Here is a 19369-nt window from a genome sequence, read left to right as displayed (position 1 = left end):
CGCTACCGCGGCGCCCGGTTCTTCGGCACGTAGGGGCGCTTCGGCCCTCGCGGCGGGCCGCGGTCCTCTACTCTTGGCGGGCCGCGGTCCTCTCCTCGCGGCGGCCCGCGGTTTTCCCCACGCGGCGGCCCGCGCTCATCCTCCCGCCGGGGCCCGGAAGGCCGCGGCGGCGCGCGATGCGGCGCGGGCCGGCCCAGCGGCTCCACCTTGATGCGGTCATCCTCGTCGCCCGTCGGCCGTGCGACGGCGGCCAGGAAGCGCTCCGCGGCCCAGGGCGCGATCTCGACCCGCGTCTCCCGGTCCAGCACGTCGATGCGCCCGACCTCCCGCCGCGTCAAATCGCCCCGGCGGCAGAGGAAGGGCAGCACCCAGCGCGGATCGGCCTGGGAATGGCGGCCGATGGACAGGCGGAACCACACGCCATCACCGCCCCCGGTGTCGCGCGGCGCGCGAGGCGCGGGTGGCGGCAAGGCGGTGATCTCCTCGGGCGCCGGCAAGGTGGAGCGCAGGGCGCGGAACAGCGCGGCCGCCACCTGTTCCGGGCTGCGTTCCGCCAGCAGGGCCTGGCCCAGCGCCACATCATCCTCATCCGCCGCCGCATCGGCCGCTTCCCGCGCCTGGGCCGCGAGGCGTTCGCGGTCCTTGGCATGGACGTCATCGGCACTCGGCGGGCCCGACCATTCGGCCTGGAGTCGCGCCATGGCCAGCAGCCGCTCCGCGATGCGGCGCCGCGAATGCGGCACCAGCATCACCGCCGTGCCCTTGCGCCCCGCCCGGCCCGTGCGGCCGGATCGGTGGAGCAGCGTCTCCTTGTCCCGCGGCAGCTCGGCATGGATGACCAGGCCGAGATCCGGCAAATCGATCCCCCGCGCCGCCACATCGGTCGCGACGCAGACCCGCGCGCGCCGGTCCCGCAGCGCCTGCAGCGCGCGGTTGCGCTCCGCCTGGGTCAGCTCGCCGGAGAGCGCCACGGCGGAGAAGCCGCGCTCCGAGAGGCTGCCATGCAGCCGCGCCACCTGTTCGCGGGTGTTGCAGAAGACCAGCGCGCCGGAGGCCTCGAACCAGCGGAGCGCGTTGACGACGGCCGCCTCCACCTCCCGCGGTCCCACCATCATGGCGCGATAGGCGATGTCGCCATGGCGCTCGCCCTCCGCCGTCGCGGCGATGCGCATGGCATCCCGCTGGTAGGAGGCGGCGAGCGCCGCGATCTCCCGCGGCACGGTGGCGGAGAACATCAGCGTGCGGCGCGATTCCGGCGCCGCTTCCAGGATGGCTTCCAGATCGTCCCGGAAGCCCATGTCCAGCATCTCATCCGCCTCATCCAGCACGGCGGCGCGGAGCTGGGACATGTCGAGCACGTTGCGCTCCACATGGTCCCGCAGCCGGCCGGGGGTGCCGACGACGATCTCGGCGCCGATGGAGAGCATGCGCCGGTCGCCGCGCACCTCCGTCCCGCCGACGCAGGCGATGACGCGGGCGCCAGTGCCGCCATAGAGCCAGGTCAGCTCGTCCCGCACCTGCTGGGCGAGTTCGCGGGTCGGCGCGATGATGAGGGCAAGCGGCGCGCCGGTGCGGCGGCCTTCCAGCACATCGGCGGCCATGGCGAGGCCGAAGGCCACGGTCTTGCCGGAGCCGGTCTGGGCCGAGACGAGCAGGTCCCGTCCCTGGGTTGCGGGGTCGAGGACGGCGGCCTGGACGGGGGTGGGTTCGGCGTAGCCGCGCTCGGCCAGGGCCTGGGCGAGCGGCTGGGGCAGTTCGGGAAATGGCATTGTGCGCCCCCCCTAGCGCAGAAAGGGGCGCACCGCACGCATTACCGGAAGGCCGCGCATGGCAGCACCGCGCGGCACGCTTGTCAGTTCAGGGCGACGCCCGCCCGCTTCGCCACATCCGTCCAGCGCGCGACCTCGGACCGGACACGGGCGGCGAAGGCCTCCGGCGCCAGCGCGGCCATGGAGGCGCCGCCGGCTTCCAGCACCCGCTGGTATTGCGGCTCCGCCATCGCCCGGTTGACCGCGGCGTTGATGGCAGCGGTCAGGGCGGGCGGCATCCGGGCCGGCGCGAAAACGCCCCACCAGACGCCGGTGACGTAGTCGATCCCCGTCGCCTCGCGGACGGTGGGCACATCCGCCATGCGGGGGTCGCGCTCGGCGGAAGCGGTGGCGAGGAGGCGAAGCTGCCCGGCCTCGATCAACCCGCGGGCGGAGGCGAGGGTCGTGACCACCAGGTCGATGCGCCCGGCGGCGGCATCGGTCTGCGCCTCCGTGATCCCGCGATAGGCGACGGCCTCCATGTCCAGATTGGCCGCCATCTTCAGCAGCTCCGTCGCGAAGAAGGAGGTATCGCCGGGGCCGGCGCCGCCGAAGCGCAGCATCCCGGGCCGTTCGCGGGCGATCCGCACCAGATCCGCCATGGTGCGGGCCGGGCTGTCCTTGCCGACCGTCACGATCATCGGCGCCACCGCCGCCTGGGCGATCGGCGTGAAGTCGGCGACGGGGTCGTAGGGCAGGCGCTGCACGGCGGCGTTGGTCGTCAGCGAGGACGACATGAAAAGCAGCGTGTAGCCATCCGGCGCCGATTTCGCGACCTGGTCGGCACCGATCGCCCCGCCGGCTCCCCCGCGGTTCTCCACCACGAAGGGCTGCGAGAGCTGAGCCCCGAGCCTTTCGCAGAGCGCGCGGCCCAGCACATCGTTGCTCCCGCCCGGCGGGAAGGGCACGACCATGCGCACGGCGCGGGACGGCCAAGCCGGCTGCGCCCGCGCGATCCCCGGCAGCGCGGCCAGCGCGGCGGCGGCCATCAACGTCCTGCGATCCATCATGCGGCGTCTCCGTCGATGCGTGCCGGCAGCCCCGGCGTGAAGGACCAGCCCAGCGCGGCCGCTAGGCCCGCGCCGAGCGACAGCAGCCGTGCCTCCCCGAAGGGCCGCCCGACCAGCTGCGCCGCCACCGGCATGCCGTTGCGGTCGAGCCCGATCGGCACGGTCAGCACGGGCAGGCCGAGATAGGAGAAGGGGCGCGTCCAGCTGGTCAGCGCCGCCACCACGGGAAAGACGCGGCCCGCGCCCTCCATGTCGGCCTCGATGCGCGTCGGCACCGGGATGGGGATGGCGGGGCAGATCAGCGCATCCGCACTGTCCATGACGGTCTGGAGAAAATCCTCCAGCATCCGGGCCCGCAGCGCGAGCGCTTCCAGGTAGCGCTGCGCCGGGATGTGCAGGCCGGGTTCCGTCCGTGAATGGACGGCGGTCGAATAGTCACCGCCCTGCGTCGCCATCCAGTGGCCGTGCAGCGTCGAGGCCTCGACCTTCGACAGCACGTCGCCCAGCGCGTCGCAGGCCGCGAATTGCGGGAAAGCGCGGCGTGCGACGGGGCCGTGAAGCTCGGCCGCGACGCGCAGCAGATCCTCGATCCGGGCCGCGATGTCGGGGTCCATGGGCCCGGGATCGGCCAGGGTGACAAGGCGCGAGCCCGCCGCCGAGGTCGCGATCCGCGCGGCATAATCGGGCACCGGCGCATCGAGCGCGGTCGGGTCGCGCGGATCGGGGCCGGCCAGGGCGCCGAGCATGATCGCCGCATCCTCCGCCGTGCGCGTCATCGGACCCACGCAGTCCAGGCTGTGCGCCCGCGGGAAGCAGCCCGCGCGGCTGACGCGGCCATAGGTCGGCTTCAGCCCGAACAGCCCCTGCATGGCCGCGGGCAGGCGGATGGACCCCCCGGTATCCGACCCCAGCGCCCCGAACACCGCCCCGGACGCCACGGCAGAGCCGGAGCCGGAGGACGACCCGCCGGAGATGCGATCGGGATCCCAGGCATTCGTGCAGTCGCCGATATGAGGGTTCTGCCCCGTCGGCCCGGCCACGAACTCGTTCAGGTTCAGCCGCCCCAAATCGACCGCGCCCGCCGCTTCCAGCCGCACCAGCGCCGTCGCGTCCCGCGTGCCCGGCGCGCTGCCCGCCAGCAGCTTCGACCCTACGCCCATGGCGGCGCCCGCACGCTCGAAGCAATCCTTGTGCGCCAGCGGCACGCCATGCAGCGGGCCGCGGATGCGCCCGGCCTGCAACTCCGCGTCCAGCGCCCGCGCCTGGTCCAGCGCGCGATCGGCCAAGATCTCAACGAAGGCGTTGGTGACGGGCTGCGCAACCTCCGCCTGCTCGATGGCGGCGAGCGTCACCTCCAGGCAGCTGACCTGCCGCGCGCGGATGGCGGCGGCGATCTGTGCCAGGGACAGCTCAATCATTGGCGGGGTCGGCGTTGCGCAGCAGCGCCGCGGGGAAATCCGCGGGCTGGTCGCTGAAGTGCAGCGCCGGGCGGGCGAGGTCCCGCACCGCCTTGTTCAGCCGCACCACTTCCCGCGCCACGGCCTCCGCGCCGGCGCGGCTTTCGATCCCATGCAGCTCGCGCACGGAAATCCCGACCAGCCGCGCGATCTCCTCGCTCATGATGCCAGCGCGAGGATGCGGCGCGCGCGGATCAGGATGGGCTCATCCACCATCATGCCATCCACGGTGAAGGACCCGCGCCCGTCCCGCGCCGCCTCCTCCGCCGCCGCCAGTTGCCGGCGCGCCAGGTCGATCTCCTTCTCGGACGGCGAGAACCCCTCATTCAGCACCGGCACCAGCGCCGGATGGATGCAGGTGGCGCCGACGAAGCCGGATCGCTTCGACCGCGCGACCAGGTCGCGGATGCGATCCGCATCGCGGTAGTCCGCGACGGTGCCGAGCGTGCCGAGCGGCGCGACACCCGCCGCCACCGCCGCCAGCACCATCTGCCGCTTGGCCAGCACGATGAGGTCGTCATCGGAGCCCGCATTGCATTCCAGCGCCAGATCCTCCGCCCCCACCAGCAGCCCCGCCACCATGGACGACGCGCGGGCGATCGCCTCCATCTGCGGCAGCGCCGCCGCCGTCTCGATCATCGGCACGATGACCATCTTCTGCCGTGCTTCCGCCAGCACCTCGGCAGCGAGCCGCACATGGTCGGGGCCCATGCACTTGGTCAGCAGGATGCCCTTCGCCCCGGCTTCCGCCGCCGCCTCCATGTCCGGCACGGCGAGCTTCATCGGGCGGTTGATCCGGACCAGCACATCCGCGCCGCCGGACGCCGCCATCGGCACAGCGTCCTTCAGCGCGGCGCGGGCCTCCAGCTTTCGGTCATGCGGCACGCTGTCCTCGACATCCAGCACCACCGCATCGGCGCCGGCGCCCGGCGCCTTGGCGACGAAGCGCGGCACATTGGCGGGGACATAGAGCATGGAACGCCAGACGCGGGTCATCAGACAGTCTCTCCGTGAAGGATCACGCCGGCTTCACGCAGCCGCGCGACTTCCGCTGCGCCCAGCAGGGGCACCAGCAGCGCATCATTGTCCTGGCCGAGCCGCGGCGCGGGGTTGCGCAGGATGCCCGGCGTGGCCGAAAGCCGCGGCACCTCCCCATGCATGGGCAGCCAGCCATCCGGCATCTCGGCGTCCGGCACCTCGATCAGCGCCTCCCGCTCCGCGGCGTAGTCATCGGCATCGATATCCTCGACATCCATGATGGGGCCGATGGTGACGCCGTCGCGGTCGAACTTTGCCAGGGCTTCCTCGCGCGTCATCAATGCGATGGCGTCGCGGATCACGCCGTCGATGGCCTCGATGTGCTTCAGGCGATCGGGGTTGGTGCGGAAGCGCGGGTCATCCACCAGCTCCGGCCGGCCGATGCTCTGCATCAATCGCACGAAGACCGCCTGGGTGGAGGTGGACAGGCTGAGCCAGCCGCCATCCCTGGTGCGATAGGCATTGCGCGGCGCGGTGTTGGTGCTGCGGCTGCCCGTGCGCGGCTTCTTCCGCCCCATGATCCGCCAGTTGGCCATCTGCGGCTCCAGCACGGCGAAGATCGGCTCGAACAGCGACAGGTCGATGACCTGCCCCTGCCCCGTCCGCTCCGCGTGATGCAGCGCGATCATGGCGGCGGAGGCGCCGTAGAGGCCCGCATAGGCATCCGCCATGAACATGGGCGGCAGCACGGGCTCCCGATCCTCGAAGCCATTGATCGCGGCGAAGCCGGAATAGCCTTCCACCAGCGTCCCGAACCCGCCCTTGTGGCGGTATGGCCCCGTCTGCCCCCAGCCGGAGACGCGCACGATGACAAGCTTGGGGTTGATCGCGAGCAGCGTCTCCGGCGCCAGGCCCATCGCCTCCAGCGTGCCAGGCTTGAAGCTCTCGACGAAGATGGAGGCCGTGGCGGCCAGGCGCTTCACCACCTCGATGGCCTCGGCATTGCGGAGGTCCATGCAGGTGCTGCGCTTGTTGCGGCACCAGGTCTTCCACGCCGTCTCCACGCCGCCGACCTTCCAGGCGCGCAGGCTGTCACCCGCCGGCGGCTCCACCTTCACCACCTCCGCCCCATGATCGGCCAGCACCTTGGTGAGCATGTTGCCCGCGACGAGCCGCGCCAGGTCCACCACGCGCAGCCCATCCAGCGCGCCCTTCGCCGCCGGGTCGAAGTCGCGTCGCCGCTTGCTGGATCGCGGCTTCGAAGGGGTATCGCCCACAAGCAGGCCTTCAGTTACTGTTGTTGTCCGTACAACGGTAGGCGTCCCCTTCCAGGGGGTCAATCAGCATGGGGGCAGGATGCACTACGAGGTGAAGCGCGACTTCGTCGGCTATGGCCGCCACACGCCCGACCCGCGCTGGCCGAACGGCGCGCGCATCGCGGTCAACTTCGTCCTCAATGTGGAGGAAGGCTCCGAACCCTCCGTCCAGGACGGCGAGGGATTCACCGAGAACAACCTGACGGAGGCCGCCGCCCGCGCGCAGATCCCGCGCGGCCGCGACCTGGCGGCGGAGAGCATGTTCGAATACGGCAGCCGCGCCGGCTTCTGGCGCATCCTCCGCGCCTTCGATGAGCGCAAGCTCCCCCTCACCTTCTTCGCTTGCGCCCTGGCGCTGGAACGCAACCAGCCGATCGCGGAGGCGATCCGCGACAGCGGCATGGATATCTGCAGCCATGGCTGGCGCTGGGTGAAGCACTACGAGATGGATGAGGCCGAGGAGCGGTCGCAGATCGCCCGCGCGGTCGCGAGCTTCAGGAAGACGACGGGCCTGACGCCGGAGGGCTGGTACTGCCGATACGGACCCAGCGTGAACACGCGCCGCCTGGTCGCCGAACACGGCGGCTTCCTCTACGACAGCGACTACTACGGCGACGAATTGCCGCATTGGGTGACGGTGCAGGGCAACCCGCATCTCGTCGTGCCCTACACCATGACGACGAATGACGCGCGCCACTTCGGCGCCGCCACCACCTCCGATGACTGGTTCCAGTTCTGCCGCGACCATTTCGACGTGCTCCACGCCGAAGGCGCGGCGGGCCGGCCGGTGATGATGTCCATCGGCCTGCATTCCCGCATCACCGGCCAGCCCGCCCGCGCCGCCGGCCTGCATCGCCTGCTGGACCACATGGCCGCGAAGGAGGGCGTCTGGATCACGCGGCGGATCGACATCGCCCGCCACTGGGTCCAGACGCATCCCTATCCCGGCAAGGGACTGAACGAATAAGGGTTCAGTCCGGTCGGATATTCGCCTCCCGGATAACCCGGGTCCAGCGCGCGCGGTCACGTTCGATCAGCGCGCCGAAGGCGGCGGGCGTCATCGGCGCGGGGTCCGATCCCTGCGCCAACAGCTTCTCGCGGAAGGCAGGGCGGGCGAGCAGCGCGTTGATCTCGCTGTTGACGCGCTCGATCATCGCAGCCGGCGTGCCGGTCGGCGCGGCGATGCCGTACCAGCCCGTGGCCTCGTAGCCCGGCACGCCGGATTCCGCGACGGTCGGGATGTCGGGCAGCGCCTGGTTGCGCGTGGCCGTCGTCACCGCCAGCGCCCGCACGCGGCCTTCCCGAACATGCGGCAGCGCCAAGGGCAGCGTGTCGCACAGGATCTGCACGCGGCCCGCGATGGTGTCCGTCATGGCCGGGCCGCCGCCGCGATAGGGGATGTGCTGGATGTCGATCCCGGCCATCTGCTTCAGCAACTCGCCGAACAGATGCTGTGCCGTGCCATTGCCACCGCTGGCATAGGACAGCGCGCCGGGCTGCGCCTTCGCCAGGGCCAGCAACTCCGTCATCGTCCGCGCCGGCACCGCCGAGTTCACGATGAAGATGGAGGGCACGATCGCCACCATCGCCACCGGCGTCAGGTCGCGGGACGGGTCGATGTTCAGCCTGAACAGGCCGGGATTGATGGCAAAGGGCCCGGTGCTGGCCAGCAGGAAGGTGTAGCCATCCGGCGTGGCACGCGCTGCGTATTCCGTCCCGATCGCGCCGCCCGCGCCGACGCGGTTCTCCACGAAGACGGTCTGGCGCAGCGCCGCCGTCAGCTCCTCCGCCACCATGCGTGCCGTGAGGTCCGCGGCGCCGCCCGGCGGGAAGGGCGAGACCAGCCGCACCTGGCGGTTCGGCCAGTCGCTGCCCTGCGCCAGCGCCGGCATCGAAAGTCCCACGCTGCTGGCAACCAGCAGGGTCCTGCGTCGCATCATGGTCTCGTTTCCCTCGGCGGTTTCACGGGATGCGCCGCTCGCGATGCGCGGCGCCCTCGGTTATCATGTTGTCCGGACAAGGCTAGTCGGCGCCCCCCATCGGGGTCAACGCCGCGGCCAGGAGGAACCGCATGCCGAGTGACACCGCCCCCGCGAAGCCCTGGGATGTCTTCCTGACGGAGGCCGATCGCGCCGTCCTGTCCAAGGGGCGCTTCGGCCGTCGCATGGGCTTCGGGCGTCGCGCGGCGGTCCTCGTCATCGATGCGCAGCGCTACATGGTGGGGGCGGAAGGCGATGACGCCGCCTGGCCTTCCTCCTGCGGGCCCATCGGCCGCGCATCACTGGCCGCCGCCGCCCAGGTGGTCCGCGCCGCGCAGGCAGCCGGCGCGCCCTGCATCTTCACCCGCTTCGAACTGGACCCGGAGGGCCGCGACATCGGCGTCTATGGCCGGAAGCGCGACCTGCTGGCGAGCGACCATTGGTGCCTGGCCGGATCGCGCGGTGCCGAACTGGCAGAGGGCATGGAGCCCCATGCGCGGGACCTGGTCTTCGTGAAGAAGAAGCCTTCCGCCTTCCACGGCACGCCCCTGCTGGGCTACCTGATCGACCGCGGCATCGACACCGTCATCGTCACCGGCGGCGCCACCAGCAACTGCGTGCAGGCGACGGTCTTCGATGCTGCCTCCTACAACCTTCGTGCCATCGTGCCCCAGGAAGCCGTGTTCGACCGCATCCCCATCTCCCATGCCATCGCGCTGTTCGACATGGACCGGCAATTTGCCGATGTCCTGCCGATGGCCGAGGTCCTGGCCTGGCTCGGCACGCTGCGCGACGGGACGGCCCCCGCGTGACCCGCCGCAGCGCCACCCGCCTCGGCCCTCGCTACGCCGCGCTGGCGGAGACACTCGCCGCGGGCATCGCCGCCGGCCAGCCCGCGATCGGGGAGAACCTGCCCACCGAGGCCAAGCTGGCGGAGACGCATGGCGTCAGCCGCGCCACGGTGCGCGAAGCGCTCCGACGCCTGCGCGACCAGGGGCTGGTGGAGCCCGTCCATGGCGTCGGCACCCGCGTCACCGCCCGCCGCCCGCGCCCGACCTATGAGATGGCGGTGCGGTCGCTGGCGGACCTCATGGGCTATGGCGGCCCGACGCACCTCACCGTCACGAAGCGCGACCGGCTGGTGGTGGACCCCGCGCTCGGCGCGTTGCTCGGCGATGGCGCGGGGGTGGAGATGGCGCGCATCACCGGCATCCGCACCGCCGCCGGCGCGGACCCGACGCCGCTCGCGGCGGTGGAGATGTTCATCCCCGCCCCCTTCGCCGCCGCCGCGGAACGGCCGGAGGTGGGCCGCACGCCGATCTACCGGCTGATCGAGCGGCAATGGAAGATTCCCGTGGTGGACATGCGGCAGGAGATCGCGGCCCTGTCCCTGCCCCGGACCGCCGCCCATGCGCTGGGCGTGCGCGCCGGCACGCCGGGGCTTCGCATCGTGCGGCGCTTCTACGGCCCGAAGGCGCTGCTGCTGGAAGCCACGGTCAACCTCCACGCCGCCTCCCCCCGCTTCGCCTACGCGATCCGCCTGTCATCGCCGGAGTGACGACGGGCCTGGACCTGTGCGTCCACGCAGCGATACTGCGCGCGGATTCGTCCGGGACCCGCCATGACCCTCGCCGGCCTCTCGCTTCGTGACCTGGAATACCTGCTGGCCGTGGCGGAGCATCTGAGCTTCGGCCGTGCCGCCCAGGCCTGCGCCGTCAGCCAGCCCACCCTCTCCGCCCAGATCCGCAAGGTGGAGGAGTTGCTGAAGATCGAGGTCTTCGAACGCGCCCCCCGCGGCGTGCTGGTGACCTCCCGCGGCGCGGAGGTCGTGGCCCAGGCCCGCCTGGTGGTGGCGGAAGCGCGGAGGCTGTTCGAGGTCGCGGCCGCCGGCAATGCGCCGCTGGAAGGCACCTTCCGCCTGGGTGTCATCGCGACCCTCGGCCCCTACCTCGTCCCCTTCCTGCTGAAGCCGCTGCGCGCGCGCTTCCCGCATCTCCGCCTGCTGCTGTCGGAGGGCTATACGCGCCAGCTTGCTCGACAGGTGGAGGAGGGCGAGCTCGACGCCATCCTCGCCGCCTCCCCCCTCCCCGGCCCGGAGCTGACCGAACTCAAGCTGTTCCGGGAGGAATTCGTCCTCGCCGTCCCGCGCGACCACGCCCTGGCGCGCGTGGAGGCGGTGAGGCGAGAGGATGTGCCCGTCCAGGACCTGATCCTGATGAGCGAGGGCCATTGCCTGCGCGAGCACGCGCTGACCTACTACGCCGAACGCCTGTCGGTCGACCGCCCGGAACTCCAGGCCGCAAGCCTGGAGACGCTGCGCCAGATGATCGCGGCCGGCGTCGGCGTCTCGCTGCTGCCGCAACTCGCCGTGCAGGTCGGCGCGCTGCTGGACGACATGGTCGCCTATCGCCGCATCGGCGATGGCAGCATCTCCCGCGACGTGGCGCTGTTCCACCGCCCGGGCTTCAGCCGCATCCGCGACGTGCGCCTGCTCCGCCAGGCGGTGCAGCAGATCCTGGCGGAGCAGAGCGCGGTGAAGGTGGCGGCGACGCTGGCCTGACGCCTATTGCCGCCAGCTACTGTCGGCCTGGTCCAGCTTCCGCAGCAGCCCCGGCCATTCCAGCAGCCCGTAGCGGCGCGACGCCGAAAGGTCATAGGCCGCGCAGGATTTCGCCACGACCTCCGGGGATGGCATCTCGAGCTCCGTGTTGCAGGCCATGGCGGCAAGCTGTGCCTGGCAGGCACGCTCCATGCCCCACATCGCGATGAAGGCCTCCGGCACGCTCTCCCCCAAGGTCAGCAGGCCGTGGTTCTTGAGGATGCAGTAGTTCCGCTCGCCGATGCTCTTCGCCAGCAGGTCGCGCTCGGAGGGATCACGCTCCGGCCCGCGGAAATCATGGTAGGCCACGCGGCCATAGAAGCGCGTCGCCGTCTGCGTCAGCGGCAGCAGCCCGCATTTCAGCGCGGAGACCGCCATGCCCGCGATGGTGTGGGTGTGCATCGCCGCCATGGCATCCGGCCGCGCGCGGTACAGCGCGCTGTGGATGGTGAAGCCGGCCTTGTGCAGGCCATAGGGAAGCTCCGGCTTGTAGATCACTTCGCCCTCGATCGTGACCTTGAGCAGCGAGGATGCCGTGATCTCCCCGAACAGCATGCCGTTCGGATTGATCAGGAACTGGTCCGGCGCATCCGGTACGCGCGCCGAGATGTGGGTGTAGATCATGTCGGACATGCCGTAGCCCTCGCAGAGCCGATAGGCGGCGGCGAGGTCGAGCCGCGCCTGCCATTCCGCGTCACTGACGGAAGCCTGGATGGGCGCGATCTCGAGCGGACCAAACTGGGTCATGGGAGTGTTTCCTTCAGGAATCGCCGCGGATGCCGGCACGCTGGATGACGTCGCGCCAGCGGGGAATCTCGGCCGTCAGCTGCGCAGTCAGTGCCGCCGGCCCATCCATGCGCACGATGGCGGCGGCGCTGTTGAGGCGGTTGAGCAGATCCTCGTCGCTGCGCATGGCCGTCAGCTCCGCGACGAGGCGCCCCATGAGCGCTTCGGGCATCCCCTTCGGGGCGAACATCGCGAACCAGTTGGGCGCCGCATAGCCCGGCACGAATTCCGCGATGGCCGGGATTTCCGGCACGGCGGGAACGCGCGCCGGCATCGTCATGCCGAGCAGCCTTGCGCGGCCCTGGCGGTAATGCGCCAGCACTTCGACGGTGCTGCCGAAGACGAAGTCGATCTCACCGGTGTAGATCGCATTCACCGCCTGGCTGACGCCGCGATACGGCACATGCGTGATCTCGATATTCGCCAGCGCGCCGAACTGCGCCGCCGCCAGGTGGTTCGCCGAACCGACGCCGCCCGAGCCATAGGTCAGGATCCCCGGCTGCGCGCGCGCCGCGGCGATCAGGGAAGGCAGGTCCGTGAAGCGGCTGTCGGCGCGCACCATCAGCCCCGCGGGCACATCGCACACGACCGTCAGCGGCGCGAGATCCCGCAGCGGGTCGAAGTTCAGCTGCGTCTGCAGCGTCGGCAGGATGGCGATGGAGGAGGAGATGAAGAGCAGCGTCGCCCCATCCGGCTCGCTCCGCGCCACCGCCTGCGCGCCGAGGCCGCCGCCGACGCCGGGCCGGTTCTCCACGATGAAGGTCGCGCCCAGGCGCCGGCTCAGCCGGTCCGCGATGATGCGCGCCGGCACGTCCTGCGGGCCGCCGGCGGCGAAGGGGATGATGATCCGCACCTGGCGCACGGGCCAGGCCTCCTGGGCGCGAAGGACCGTGGGCACGAGGAGCGTCCCCCCGGCGATCAGCAGGGCCTGCCTGCGCTGCATGGCGTTTCCTCCTTGGCGGGCACGGTGGACCGCGCCTCTTGCGGCGCATGTTGCATGCCCTGGACGCCCCCGTCACCCCGCCGGCTGGCAGCGGCGTGACGGCGGGGGGTTTTGCGTCCGTCGCCAAAAGGGTTCTATCGTTCCCACCAGGCGGGACAAACTCGCCAGTTCTGGGGAGAGAGCGACCATGGCTGACCTCACGGGCGTCATGCACGCCGGACGACGCGACCTCATCCGCCTCGGCGCCGGGCTGGGCGCGGCGGCGGCATTGCCGGGCGTGGCAAGGGCGCAGGATTTCGTCGGCCGCACCATCGAATGGATCATCCCCATGTCGGTGGGCGGCGGCTCCGACACCTGGGCGCGCTTCCACCTGCCCTTCCTCAACCGCCACATGGCGGGCAACCCCACCATCGTCATCCGCAACATTACCGGCGGCGGCGGCATCAACGGCACCAACCAGTTCGCCGCAAGGGCGCGGCCGGATGGGCTCACCATCCTCGGCACCACCGCCTCCATCCAGTTCCCCTTCCTGCTCGGCGATCCGCGCGTGCGCTACGACTATGCGAACTGGGTGCCGGTCATGGCCTCCCCCACCGGCGGCGTCATGTATATCCGCCCCGAACTCGGCGTCCGCGGCCCGGGTGACATCGCCAGGCTGCGTTCCGCGAGCGGCCTGAAGTTCGGCAGCCAGGGGCCGACCTCGCTCGACATGGTGCCCGCGCTGGCCTTCGAACTGCTGGGCCTCGACGTGCAGGTCGTGATGGGCATGCAGGGCCGCGGCCAGGGGCGGCTGGCCTTCGAGCGTGGAGAGACGCCGATCGATTACCAGACCAGCTCTGCCTACATCAGCCAGGTCCTGCCGCTGGTGCGAGAGGGCAAGGCCGTGCCGCTGTGCAGCTGGGGCAGCCTCAACGATGCCGGCGAACTCGTGCGCGACAGCAATTTTCCTGACTTGCCGCACTTCGCGGAATTCCTGCAGGCCGCGACGGGCCGCGCCCCGTCCGGCCCCGCCTGGGAAGCCTGGAAGGCCCTCTTCGTCGCCGGCTTCGGCGCGCAGAAATTCGTGGTGCTGCCGAAGTCCACGCCAGCGAACCTGGTGAACGCCTACAAGGAGGCCTTCCGCAAGACCATCGCCGATGCCGAATACCGGGAGAAGCGCGGCCCCGTCATCGGCGAGTACAACGAGACGGTGGGCGAGCCCGCCGACCGCGCCTATGCCGCCGCCACCACCATGGCGCCGGAGGTCCGGCAATGGACGCGGGACTGGCTGCAGCGCCGCTTCAACCACACGCTCGGTCGCGAATAGCGCGTGACGGGGCCCGCATCGCCGATGCGGGCCCGATCGCCTTGCCTGGATGGATGACGCGCGATGTTCGAAGCCCTGCTCTCCGCCCTCGTGCAGCTGTCGAGTCCCGACCGGCTGGCCTACATGGCGCTCGGCGTCGCCATCGGCTACGCGATCGGCGTGCTGCCGGCCCTCGGCGGGCTCGCGGGCCTCTCGCTCGTGCTGCCCTTCATCTACGGGCTGGACCAGGTTTCCGCGCTGGCGATGCTGACGGGGCTCGTCGCCGTGGCGGCGACGGCGGATACCTACAGTTCCATCCTGATGGGCATTCCCGGCTCCTCCGCCAGCCAGGCGACCATCCTGGACGGCTTCCCGATGGCCAGGCGCGGCGAGGCGGCGCGCGCTTTGTCCGCCTCCTTCATCGCCTCCATGATCGGCGGCCTGGTCGGCGCGGTGATCCTGAGTTGCGCGGTGCTGGTGGCGCGCCCGCTGATCCTGGCGCTGGGCACGGCGGAGCTGTTCATGCTGGCCGTGCTCGGCCTCTCCATGGTGGGCGTGCTGGCGGGGCGCAGCTTCGGCAAGGGGCTGGTCGCCTGCGGACTCGGCCTCGCGCTCGGCACCATCGGATCGGCGCCGGCCACGGCCGAGTACCGGCTGGATTTCGGCACGCTCTACCTCAGCGACGGCCTGCCCCTGCCCGTCCTCGTGCTGGCCATCTTCGCGCTGCCGGAGATCGTGGACCTCGCGCGTGGCGGCGGCACCATTTCCAAGACGGCAGAGCTGGGGAAGGGCTGGATCGCGGGGCTGCGCGACATCGCGCGCCACTGGTGGCTGCTGCTGCGCACGTCCACCATCGGCAGCCTGCTCGGCGCCATCCCAGGGCTCGGTGGCAGCGTGACGGACTGGATCGTCTATGGCCACGCCGTGCAGACGGAGAAGAACGGCCAGTTCGGCAAGGGCGATGTGCGCGGCGTCATCGCCGTCGAGGCCTCCAACAACGCGCGAGAAGGCGGCGCGCTGGTGCCGACGCTGTTCTTCGGCATCCCCTCCTCCGGCTCCATGGCCGTCTTCCTCGGCGGCATGACGCTGATCGGGATCGAGGCCGGGCCGCAGCTCGTCGGCGAACGCCTCGACCTGACCTATGCCATCATCTGGTCGCTGGCGATCGCCAACGTCATGGGCACCGGCCTCTGCTTCGTCACCTCGCCGCTGATCGCGAAGCTGACGACGATCCGCTTCGGGCTGATCGCGCCCTTCATGGTGATGATCGTCTGCTTCGGCGCCTTCAACACCAGCCGCGATGCCGCCGACCTTTATCTGCTGCTGGCGGTCGGGGTGCTGGGGCTCTTCATGCGCCGCTTCGGCTGGCCGCGGCCGCCCTTCGTGGTGGGCTTCGTCCTCGCCCAGCCGATGGAGACCTATCTCTACCAGGCGGTCCAGTTCTATGGCTGGAGCTTCGTGGAACGGCCGGGCGTGCTGATCATCGCCGCCATGATCGCGTTGTTCGTCTTCATCGGCGCGCGCCAGCGGCGGCTCGCGGACACCGATGACGAGAGCGACAAGCGCGGCCATGCGCGACCGCAGGCGATCTTCGCCCTGGTCCCCATCGCGATCTTCGCCGCCGTGCTGCTGGACGCCACCAAGCACAGCTTCCTTGGCGCCGTCTTCCCCGGCATGGTCGCGGCGGCGATGCTGGTCATCAGCATCCCCATCGCCCTCAAGCTCGCCTTCGCGAACGACCCGGGATCCCTGCTGCATGATGGGGAAGAAGGCGCCGATGAAAGCCAGGGCGGCTTCTGGACCTACCTCTTCTGGTTCGCGGGCCTGATCCTGGGCTCCGCCCTGGTCGGCTTCCTGCTGGCCAGCATCGTCTTCTTCCTCGCCTTCCTCCGCGTTGCCGCGAAATGCAGCTGGACCAAGACGCTGGTGCTGACCGCCATCGCCAATGGAGGCCTCGTCGCCGTGGCGGACATCCTGGTGCTCGACTTCCCCAATGGCCTGCTGCAATCCATGATCGACCTGCCCTGGCCGCTCCGATGAAGGCTCCGATGACGAAACCCGTTCTCCAGACAGCGATCCCCTGCACCTTCATGCGCGGCGGCACCAGCCGCGGCCCCTATTTCCTGCGCAGCGACCTGCCTGCGGACCGGGAGACGGCGGGCCGCGTGCTGCAGGCCGTGATGGGGTCCCCCGATGCGCGGCAGATCAACGGCCTCGGCGGCGCCACCACCCTGACCAGCAAGACGGTGATGGTGAGCAAGGCGGAGCCCGGCCAGCCCCAGCAGGTGGACTACCTCTTCGCCCAGGTGAATGTGGACAAGGATTTCGTGGATTGGGGCCCCACTTGCGGCAACATGCTCGCGGGCATCGGCCCCTTCGCGATCGAGAACGGCCTGGTCCCGGCCGAGGACGGCGAGACGAAGGTGCTCATCCGCGCCGTCAATACCGGCGCGCTGATCGAAGCCGTGGTGCAGACCCCCGGCGGCCGCGTGACCTATGATGGCGACACCGCCATCGCCGGCGTCCCCGGCACCGCGGCGCCCATTGTGCTGAACTTCGCCGACGCCGTCGGCGGTTCCACCGGCAGGCTGATGCCCACCGGCAACCCGAAGGATGTGATCGAGGGCGTGGAGGTCACCTGCCTCGACGTCGCCATGCCCGTCGTCATCGCCCGCGCAAAGGACCTCGGCAAGACGGGGCATGAGACCAGCGCCGATCTCGATGGCGACAAGGAGTTCATGGCGCGGATCGAGCGCATCCGCCGCGCGGCCAGCCTCGCCATGGGCATGGGCGATGCGGAAGGCCGCGTCATCCCGAAATTCGCCATTGTCGGTGAACCGAAGGGCGGCACCGGCGTCGCCGCGCGCTACTTCACGCCGCTCGCGCTGCACGAAGCCATGGCCGTCACCGGCGGCATCTGCATCGCCAGCGCCTGCAAGCTGCCCGGCACCGTCGCGGAAGGCATCGCCGTGGTGAACAGCGAGGCGCGGGAGAATGTCACCATCGAACATCCCTCCGGCGTCATGGATGCCGTCATCACCACCGGCACGGCGGCCGATGGCAGCGCCACCATCCTCGGCGGCGGCACGCTGCGCACCGCGCGGCGCATCATGAAGGGGGAGGTCTACATCCCCGCGCGCGTCTGGGCGGGACACGGCGCGTGACGGACGCCACCATCGCGGAAGACGCGCTGCTCTCGCTCGCCACCCGCGCGCTCGCCGCGGGCGGGATGCGGGAGGACGAAGCGGCGCTGGCCGCGCGCGTGCTGGTCATGGCCGATCTCTTCGGCCTGTCCACCCATGGCATCAGCCGCGTGCCGCAGTATCTCGGCCGCGTGAAGGTCGGCGGCATCGACGCGGCGGCGGAGGTGCAGGTGGAACGCGTGATGCCCGCGCTGGCCATGGTCGATGGCCGCAACGGCATCGGCCCGCTGGTCGGCATGAAGGCGCTGGAGGCAGCGCTCGAAGGCGCCCGCGCCTGCGGCATCGGCGCCGCCTTCGCCCGCGGCAGCAACCATTTCGGCCCGATCGCGCCCTACTCCATGATCGCGGCCGAACAGGGCTTCGCCACCTTCATCGCCAGCAACGCCACGACGACCATCGCGCCGACCGGCGGCAAGGATACGCGGCTCGGCAACAACCCCTTCGGCATTGGCGTGCCCAATCCCGGCGGCGATCCCGTGCTGCTGGACATGGCGCTGTCCGTCGCGGCGCGCGCCAAGATCCGCAGCCTGGCGGCGTCGGGCCAACCTATGCCGGAGGGATGGGCTACGGATGCCGATGGCAGGCCGACCACCGATCCCAAGGCCGCGCTGGCAGGCTTCCTGCTGCCGGTCGGCGGGCACAAGGGCTACGGCCTCGCCATCATGGTCGATCTGCTGGCCGGCCTGCTCTCCGGCGCCTCCTACCTCACCCGCGTCCGCGCCTGGGACAAGACGCCGGAGGTGGCGCAGGACCTCGGCCATGTCTTCATCGCCATCGATGCGACGAAGCTCGCGCCCCCCGATGTCCTCCGTGCGCGCATGGCCGACTTCATGGACATCATCCACACCACGCCGCCCGCCGATCCCGCGCGCCCGGTGATGCTGCCCGGCGAGCGGGAGATGCAGTCCCTGCATCGCAGCCGCGCCAGCGGCGTGCGCGTGGCGACGGCCGACCTCGTGAAACTGCGGGAACTGGCGGGCGAGGACTGACGGCGCTACCCTCCGTCCCAAATCGGAGGAAACGTTCATGCTGACGCGCCGCACCCTGCTGGCCAGCGCTTCCGCCGCGCTGGCCGCGCCGGCCCTCGCCCAGGGCGGCTACCCCAATCGCCCGATCCGCCTGCTGGTGCCCTATGCCGCCGGCGGCGGGCAGGACATCTCCGCCCGCCTGCTGGCGGAGCCGCTGCGCAACGCGCTCGGCCAGCCCGTGGTGGTGGAGAACCGCACCGGCGCCAGCGGCATGATCGCGGCGCAGGCGCTCTCCACCGCGGCACCGGATGGCTACACGCTGATGCTGGGTGGCGCCGGGGAGACAGCGATCAACCATCATCTCTTCCGCGGCCGCATGGCCTACGACCCGATGCGCGACATCCGCGCGGTGATGGTCGTGGTGAAGGTGCCGAACGTGCTGATGGTGAACCCGCAGGCGCCCTTCAGCACGGTGGAGCAGCTGGTTGCCTACGCCAAGGCCAATCCCGGCAGCCTCTCCTACTCCTCCTCCGGCATCGGCAATCCGCAGCACCTCGCCGGTGCGCTGTTCGACTACATGGCGGGCATCCGGACGATCCATGTCCCCTATCGCGGATCGGGCCAGGCGGTGATCGACATCGCCGGCGGCCAGGTGCAGTTCGGCTACAACAGCCTCGCCTCCGGCCTGCCGCTGATCCGCGAAGGCCGCATCAAGGCGATGGCCGTCACCAGCAAGGAACGGATGCCGCAGCTGCCGGACAGCCCCTCCGTCTCCGAATACGCGCCGCTCGCTTCCTATGAGCTCGTGAACTTCTTCGGCGTCTTCGCCCCCACCGGCGTGCCCGACGTGATCATGCAGCGGCTGCAGGACGTGATCGCGACCGCGCTGGTTGATCCCGAGTTGCGTGGGCGGTTCGAGAACCAGGGCCTGCTGGTGCAGAACATGAACCTGGCGCAGTCCCAGGCCTTCGTGGCGAATGAGGCCGCGAAGTTCGGCCGCATCGTGGAAGAGGCGAAGATCACGGTGGAAAGCTGAG

18 protein-coding genes are annotated in these 19369 nt (G+C 70.7%); 9 read left to right on the top strand and 9 right to left on the bottom strand.

From position 1 onward, the window contains the following. Positions 1–2 precede the first annotated feature (2 nt). From G3576_RS08495 to G3576_RS08470, 6 genes are all read right to left on the bottom strand, one after another. A complete protein-coding gene (locus G3576_RS08495) occupies positions 3–1769 on the bottom strand; it encodes a DEAD/DEAH box helicase (protein WP_164693912.1) in 1767 nt (588 codons plus the stop codon). Between the two features lie 83 nt (positions 1770–1852). Then, a complete protein-coding gene (locus G3576_RS08490) occupies positions 1853–2818 on the bottom strand; it encodes a Bug family tripartite tricarboxylate transporter substrate binding protein (protein ID WP_164693911.1) in 966 nt (321 codons plus the stop codon). Continuing rightward, positions 2815–4236, bottom strand: coding sequence for an amidase (locus tag G3576_RS08485; protein ID WP_164693910.1), 1422 nt, complete (start codon positions 4234–4236; stop codon positions 2815–2817). The genes G3576_RS08490 and G3576_RS08485 overlap by 4 nt, the downstream gene beginning before the upstream one ends. Beyond that, entirely contained in the window at positions 4229–4438 is a 210-nt protein-coding gene (locus G3576_RS08480; protein ID WP_164693909.1) for a hypothetical protein, read from the bottom strand. Before G3576_RS08480 ends, G3576_RS08485 begins: the two co-directional genes overlap by 8 nt. After that, a complete protein-coding gene (locus G3576_RS08475; RefSeq protein WP_164693908.1) occupies positions 4435–5271 on the bottom strand; it encodes an HpcH/HpaI aldolase/citrate lyase family protein in 837 nt (278 codons plus the stop codon). Before G3576_RS08475 ends, G3576_RS08480 begins: the two co-directional genes overlap by 4 nt. Next, positions 5271–6530, bottom strand: a complete 1260-nt coding sequence (locus G3576_RS08470; protein WP_164693907.1) for a CaiB/BaiF CoA transferase family protein — start codon at positions 6528–6530, stop codon at positions 5271–5273. Before G3576_RS08470 ends, G3576_RS08475 begins: the two co-directional genes overlap by 1 nt. Before the next feature lie 79 nt (positions 6531–6609). Between G3576_RS08470 and G3576_RS08465 the strand changes: the two genes are divergently transcribed. Next, a complete protein-coding gene (locus G3576_RS08465; RefSeq protein WP_164693906.1) occupies positions 6610–7536 on the top strand; it encodes a polysaccharide deacetylase family protein in 927 nt (308 codons plus the stop codon). Positions 7537–7540: 4 nt separating this feature from the next. Here the strand turns inward: G3576_RS08465 and G3576_RS08460 are convergent, their stop codons facing one another. Beyond that, complete coding sequence (locus G3576_RS08460; protein ID WP_164693905.1) at positions 7541–8509, bottom strand: Bug family tripartite tricarboxylate transporter substrate binding protein; 969 nt, start codon at positions 8507–8509, stop codon at positions 7541–7543. Between the two features lie 131 nt (positions 8510–8640). Between G3576_RS08460 and G3576_RS08455 the strand changes: the two genes are divergently transcribed. From G3576_RS08455 to G3576_RS08445, 3 genes are all read left to right on the top strand, one after another. Further along, on the top strand, positions 8641–9360 hold the full coding sequence (locus G3576_RS08455; protein ID WP_164693904.1) for a cysteine hydrolase family protein: 720 nt from the start codon (positions 8641–8643) through the stop codon (positions 9358–9360). Continuing rightward, the gene (locus G3576_RS32240; RefSeq protein WP_164693903.1) at positions 9357–10106 is read left to right on the top strand and encodes a GntR family transcriptional regulator; all 750 of its coding nucleotides are present in this window, start codon (positions 9357–9359) and stop codon (positions 10104–10106) included. Before G3576_RS08455 ends, G3576_RS32240 begins: the two co-directional genes overlap by 4 nt. Positions 10107–10169: 63 nt before the next feature. Then, on the top strand, positions 10170–11108 hold the full coding sequence (locus G3576_RS08445) for a LysR substrate-binding domain-containing protein (protein ID WP_164693902.1): 939 nt from the start codon (positions 10170–10172) through the stop codon (positions 11106–11108). A gap of 3 nt (positions 11109–11111) precedes the next feature. On the opposite strand, the gene G3576_RS08440 is transcribed toward G3576_RS08445, so the two are convergent. Beyond that, complete coding sequence (locus G3576_RS08440; protein ID WP_164693901.1) at positions 11112–11894, bottom strand: class II aldolase/adducin family protein; 783 nt, start codon at positions 11892–11894, stop codon at positions 11112–11114. A gap of 13 nt (positions 11895–11907) precedes the next feature. After that, positions 11908–12876, bottom strand: a complete 969-nt coding sequence (locus G3576_RS08435) for a Bug family tripartite tricarboxylate transporter substrate binding protein (RefSeq protein ID WP_164693900.1) — start codon at positions 12874–12876, stop codon at positions 11908–11910. 187 nt (positions 12877–13063) lie between these two features. On the opposite strand from G3576_RS08435, the gene G3576_RS08430 reads away from it, so the two are divergent. From G3576_RS08430 to G3576_RS08410, 5 genes are all read left to right on the top strand, one after another. Then, positions 13064–14182, top strand: a complete 1119-nt coding sequence (locus G3576_RS08430; RefSeq protein ID WP_235951590.1) for a type 2 periplasmic-binding domain-containing protein — start codon at positions 13064–13066, stop codon at positions 14180–14182. Positions 14183–14245: 63 nt separating this feature from the next. Continuing rightward, positions 14246–16201: a tripartite tricarboxylate transporter permease gene (locus G3576_RS08425; protein ID WP_164693899.1), complete on the top strand. Its 1956-nt coding sequence runs from the start codon at positions 14246–14248 to the stop codon at positions 16199–16201. A gap of 8 nt (positions 16202–16209) precedes the next feature. Continuing rightward, positions 16210–17325 (top strand): 4-oxalomesaconate tautomerase, encoded by a 1116-nt coding sequence (locus tag G3576_RS08420; protein ID WP_164693898.1) that lies wholly within the window; start codon positions 16210–16212, stop codon positions 17323–17325. Further along, positions 17322–18353, top strand: a complete 1032-nt coding sequence (locus G3576_RS08415) for an Ldh family oxidoreductase (RefSeq protein WP_164693897.1) — start codon at positions 17322–17324, stop codon at positions 18351–18353. Before G3576_RS08420 ends, G3576_RS08415 begins: the two co-directional genes overlap by 4 nt. Before the next feature lie 37 nt (positions 18354–18390). Next, entirely contained in the window at positions 18391–19368 is a 978-nt protein-coding gene (locus G3576_RS08410) for a Bug family tripartite tricarboxylate transporter substrate binding protein (protein WP_164693896.1), read from the top strand. The last annotated feature ends 1 nt before the right edge of the window (position 19369 follow it).

The organism is Falsiroseomonas algicola, assembly GCF_011040385.1.
Taxonomy (GTDB): domain Bacteria; phylum Pseudomonadota; class Alphaproteobacteria; order Acetobacterales; family Acetobacteraceae; genus Falsiroseomonas; species Falsiroseomonas algicola.
This window is presented reverse-complemented; position numbering and strand designations above follow the sequence as displayed.